The organism is Ilumatobacter sp. (assembly GCF_041688325.1).
In the GTDB taxonomy this organism is placed as follows: domain Bacteria; phylum Actinomycetota; class Acidimicrobiia; order Acidimicrobiales; family Ilumatobacteraceae; genus Ilumatobacter_A.
On sequence record NZ_JBDNIJ010000428.1, the window covers coordinates 1 to 4,978 of the forward strand.

4 protein-coding genes and 1 tRNA gene are annotated in these 4,978 nt (G+C 59.4%); 3 read left to right on the forward strand and 2 right to left on the reverse strand.

Features of this window, described 5'->3' with window-relative positions; translation table 11 throughout:
* Positions 1–50: 50 nt before the first annotated feature.
* The 3 genes from ACH2EI_RS20850 to ACH2EI_RS20860 all read left to right on the forward strand — a co-directional run bounded on the left by ACH2EI_RS20850 (position 51) and on the right by ACH2EI_RS20860 (position 2,102).
* A tRNA-Leu gene (locus ACH2EI_RS20850) sits at positions 51–133 on the forward strand.
* Positions 134–346: 213 nt separating this feature from the next.
* Positions 347–994, forward strand: a complete 648-nt coding sequence (locus tag ACH2EI_RS20855) for a DUF4433 domain-containing protein (protein ID WP_395152102.1) — start codon at positions 347–349, stop codon at positions 992–994.
* Between the two features lie 64 nt (positions 995–1,058).
* Complete coding sequence (locus tag ACH2EI_RS20860) at positions 1,059–2,102, forward strand: macro domain-containing protein (RefSeq protein WP_395152100.1); 1,044 nt, start codon at positions 1,059–1,061, stop codon at positions 2,100–2,102.
* Between the two features lie 147 nt (positions 2,103–2,249).
* Here the strand turns inward: ACH2EI_RS20860 and ACH2EI_RS20865 are convergent, their stop codons facing one another.
* Together ACH2EI_RS20865 and ACH2EI_RS20870 are read right to left on the reverse strand one after the other, a co-directional pair.
* Positions 2,250–4,529: a hypothetical protein gene (locus ACH2EI_RS20865; RefSeq protein WP_395152098.1), complete on the reverse strand. Its 2,280-nt coding sequence runs from the start codon at positions 4,527–4,529 to the stop codon at positions 2,250–2,252.
* Positions 4,529–4,978: tyrosine-type recombinase/integrase (locus tag ACH2EI_RS20870; protein WP_395161477.1), on the reverse strand; the 450-nt coding region annotated here is incomplete at its 5' end. The genes ACH2EI_RS20865 and ACH2EI_RS20870, both read right to left, overlap by 1 nt.

The following is a 4,978-nucleotide window of genomic DNA, read 5'->3' on the forward strand; positions in this document are numbered from 1 at the left end:
ATTGCGCGTGGAGATCCTGGACGCGCCCGGTTATCGTTCAGCCTCCACTTGCGCGAGTGGCGGAATGGCAGACGCGCCAGCTTCAGGTGCTGGTGTCCGTAAGGGCGTGGGGGTTCAAGTCCCCCCTCGCGCACAAGAAATCCCTTGCTACGCAAGGGATTTCTTCGCGTCTGGGGGCCGACTTCTAACGGACTTCTAACGTTGCGGGCGCAAGGAGTCGCGTTCGGCGGATGTCCGTCGTAGAGCCTGCTCACTGCTTGGCTCAGGTTCGACGCCTAGAATCCACCCGCGTGGTGCAGCATCCAGTGAACGGCGCAAGGCGTTGACAACTCCGCAGTGTGGACTGATGTACCACTTCACTCACCTCGACAATCTCGGTGACCTCCTTGGCCTCGGCGCTCTGCTCAGCGATACCGAAGTGCAGAAGACGAATCTGTTGTCGGTTGAAGCCGGACACCAGGGGATTAAGGATCGGCGAAGGAGTATCCCGGTCTCGTGCGAACCGGGCGGGGTAGTGGCTGACTACGTGCCCTTCTACTTCTCGACTCGATCGCCGATGATGTACTCCCTGTGGCGTGGCAACGTTCCCACGTTCACGGGAACTGTCAAGGATCTCGTCTACTTGGTAACCGACGTTTCTACGTTGGTCGCGGCGGATCTGAGCTGCGTGTTCTCCGATCGAAACGCGGCGGTTGCGTTTGCCGATTTCTCGAACGACGTTTCGGTTCTCGGCGACCTGGCGAGCAATTCTCCGCAGTCCGATTTCATCGACTGGAACCTGATGAGGTCTCAGCAGTGGAACACGACCCAGCAACATCCAGATCGGATGGAGCGACGGATGGCTGAGGCCCTTGTGCACGAACAAATGCCGCTTCAACTCCTGCGTGCTGTCGGCGTGCCGGACGAACAGCGTAAGACTATGGTAGAACAGATGTTCGGTAACTTCGAGTACGACATCCCGATTGTCACTCGACCGGATTGGTACTACCCATGATGAGGGGGAAACAGTGATTCGTGACCAGACGGGGAATTTGCTCCAAGCCAAAACTGACGCGCTCGTGAACACCGTGAACACGGTGGGCGTTATGGGCAAGGGAATTGCGCTGCAGTTCAAGCGTGCGTTCCCTGCGAACTACAAGGCGTACAAGCGAGCGTGCGATCAGGGGCAGGTGGAGCTTGGTCAGATGTTCGTGTGGGATGCGGGCGCGCTTGCGCAGGTCCAGCCGCGCTTCGTCATCAACTTCCCGACCAAGAAGCATTGGCGATCGAAGTCCCGCCTCTCCGATATTGAGACAGGATTGACTGAGTTGGTCCGAGTCATCGGCGACCTGTCGATTCAATCGATTGCATTGCCGCCGCTTGGCTGCGGTCTTGGCGGCCTTGATTGGTCCGATGTACGTCCGATGATCGTGGCTGCGTTTACCGACATACCCGAAGTCGAGGTTCTTTTGTTCGGGCCGGATGGCGCGCCGACTCCCGCTACGCAACCCATCCGCACGGACCGCCCGAAGATGACCCCGGGCCGCGCCGCGTTGGTCGCCGTGATGGACCGATACCTTCCGTTCGCCATCGACATCACGACGGTCGACATTCAGAAGCTGATGTACTTCATGCAGGAGGCTGGCGAGCCACTTCGGCTCAACTACGTCAAGGGGCAGTACGGGCCCTACGCGGACAATCTTCGCCATGTCCTGACGTCCATGGAAGGTCACCACATTGAGGGGATGGGCGACGGCTCGTCGAGAGCACTAGATGTCATTCCGTTCCGACTTCTCCCCGGCGCTGTGGCGGAATCGGAGGAGTTACTCTCAACTCTCCACGAAACGCGAGACCGAACGGCAAGGGTTGCGGACCTGATTGAAGGCTACGAGTCGACCTATGGGCTAGAGCTCCTAGCGACCGTTCACTGGGCAGCCACGCGTGGTGCTCATGGTGAGCTTGCTCCTTCGATTCATAGCGATGGCGAGGTGGAGCGAGCGGTTCGATCGTGGAATGACCGGAAGGGCAAGCTCTTCACCACCAAGCACGTCGAGGTGGCACTTGAGAGGCTTCGGTCGAAGGGTTGGCTGGTGGCCCCTGCGCCGGTTGGTCTTTTCGAGTAGTTAGGGGAGAACTCCGGACGCAATCTTGCTGACTCCGCCAAAGAGTGTTAGGGCGCAGCAGAACGTCTCCGCGTTCGTGTTCGCTCAGCGAGTTGTCGGAACGCCTGGCTGCAAACTCAATCCACTGACCACAGTGCGAATCGCACGCTATTGCTGTCCTAGTCGGCGGAACATCGATCCAATCTCCCGAGACTCCTTGGCGTCAGATTGGGGCCGCTCAGTCATTCGGTTGGACATTGGTCGGCCTGCGCCCTCCTCGGCTTCCGCTCTGCTGCGGCTCTCTTCGATTGCAGCTTGGATCTCTGCTGCGAGATTCTCGAAGCCGAACTCTCGAGCAAACTCCTCAAGTTCTTCGGCAGCGGGCGGCAACGACCAGCTGTCGAGCTCGGAACGAGCATGTTGCTCGAACTCCGCAGCGAGCGTTGAATCGTCGTTGAATTCGGCGCCAGCGGCCCCCCGCGAGCGGTACATGAGTGGACCCCAATCCGCCTCGGTTTCGTCGAGGCTCGATCGCAGAAAGGCGTTGAGCGACGAGCCGGCCGACAGCCGGATTTCATCCGGGATCTGAATCTTGTGTTCGTCCAATTCCTCAAGCAGGTATGCAGCCAGCTGCTTGTTCCCCTCGCCGAAGCGCCAGAAGTATGCGACGCTCTCGATCTGGGACGCGAGCCAGCTATCGCTTGGGCGGAGGTCGGGTTCGAGAGCGACTAGAAACCGCAGTCGGGCCTCCTTTGATACCTCCCGCGGTTCTGCGATCAGTCCTTCGTCTTTGGTGAGCTGAAAAACTTGCTCTGGAGCGTCAGAGTCGACGAGATCAGCGAAGCGGCGTTCCAGCAGCGGAGTCATCGACCGAAGGATTTCCAGTAACGCTGGCCTCGGTGCTGAGTCTTGCCAGCCGCGGGCGGATCCGGTGCCGTGCAGGATGAGCCTTTCAAGCTGCTCGAAGAAGAGAGCGCTCTCCACGATCGACTTCGTCAGCGCTGCGTCTGCGGCCAGCCAATCGAGTACAAACTCGCGAACGGATGGATTGTGATATCGGACGTGTGGCTCGTGACGATCCTCGAAAATCTCTACGAACGTGCCTTCAGATGCACCGAGGTGTCGCCTGAAGTCGGCGGCGCTAACGGTTCTACCCAGATTCGAACAAAAGGAGTGGTAGGCCGCGCGCAGGGACTCAACACGAACGGCCGGTCCGAAAGCAACGAGAGTGACCACCAGCACCTGCTGCTCGAAGGGCAAGTGTTCCTCAAACGCTGTTCGCCACAATTCGTGGGGATGATCGAGCAAGTTCACGAACCGTTCGACATAGCCGCCTGAACTGGTATCGAACGCTCGACCGGTGCAGTACTCAATGAGTCGTGGGCTGTACGACGGATGATCGATGATCGGCTTGTACCCGCCCTCAGCTACCTCGCCTAGCGCGGTTGAAGAGAGATCACCGTGCCAGAGGTGCGTGTACAAAATCGATGCACGGTCGATCCGCTGATAATCCTTCAACTCCAGGACGAAGTCCATCTGTTCGCCGAGTCGTCGCAGTCCTTCGTACTTCTGCCGGGCATCTCGGAGGACGTACTCGCGTGTAGTGAGCACGAGTCGTTTGCCAGGCGAGGAGGCGATCTTCTCAATGAACGCCGCTAGCCGACGGTCTTCGTTTTTCCCGAGGCGTTCAGCGAATGAGAGTTCGCCCAGAAAATCGTCATAGAGGAATATCTGTCGGACCTCCTCGTCGAACGCAGCCCAACCCTCAGCAACGTCCTCTGAAATCTCGACCGGCTCGTAGTCAGCGAGTGCGGCATCGGCAAGCAGCACGTGCGCCAACATCGTCTTTCCGATTCCTGGCACGCCAGCAATAATGCACACACGCTTCTCCTCGAGCAGCGCTTGCGCTTCGCCGTAGGAGCCGTTCACCACGTATCGACGCAGGCTGTCCTCAATGCGGTCATGAAGAGCTGCAGAGCGGTTCAACAGTTCGGAGTGGGTTGCCCAGAAGAGCTGTGTGCCTGTCGAGAGCCACAGTTTCGGGTGGCGTCGTTCAACATGAGGGTGGAGTGCGACGAGGCCTTCGACGTCTTCGCGACCGAGGACCTGCTCTGGGCCAGTCATCCAAGAACCGAAGGTCGTTCTGATCTGGTCCTTCTGAGTCTTCGACAACGGGAACGAGGTAATGAATCGATAGTCAGCGGGCTGAATCGCTGCGAGCTGCGATTCTTCGTAGCGGGCCGCTGCATTCAGCTGTGAGAACGTCGAACGGAGGTAGTGCTTGCATTGTCCGATGCCCAGCAGTTCTGGATCGACGACCCATCGGAGGTCCACACCTCCATCCCTTGCGCGGCTGAACCGTTCCACGGGGCGTCCCATCTGTGCAACCAACAGGTCTCTGACGAGAGCCTCAAACTCGATGTCCGTCAGCACGTCCAGGCGGGTCATTAGTGGGAGCCTCCGGTAGCCCCGAGGATTGAAGAAGCCACCGTTGCCGCAGCCTCGTCGTGGAGCGTCGGGGCGACGTGGCTGTAGATGCCGAGGGTGATTGCGATCGTGGAGTGGCCGAGTCGTTCCTGTACAACGCGTGGGTGGATGCTTTGTTCGAGAGCGAGCGTCGCCCAGGTGTGGCGGAGGCCGTGGATCGTCAGGCGGGGGAGATCGTGGCGATTGACTCGACGTAGGAACAGACCGCTCACGGCGTCGGGTCGGAGGCATGATCCGTCGGGGTAGTGGAAGGCCAGACCCGTGTCGTTGAAGTCGGGTCCGACGAGTAGCCGTTCCTCGAGCATCAACTTTCGGTGAGCGCGGAGGACAGCGACCGTGCCGTAGTCAAGGGAGATCGACCGACGGCCCTTCGCTGTCTTCGGCTCGCCGATGGCGACCTTGCTTCGAAC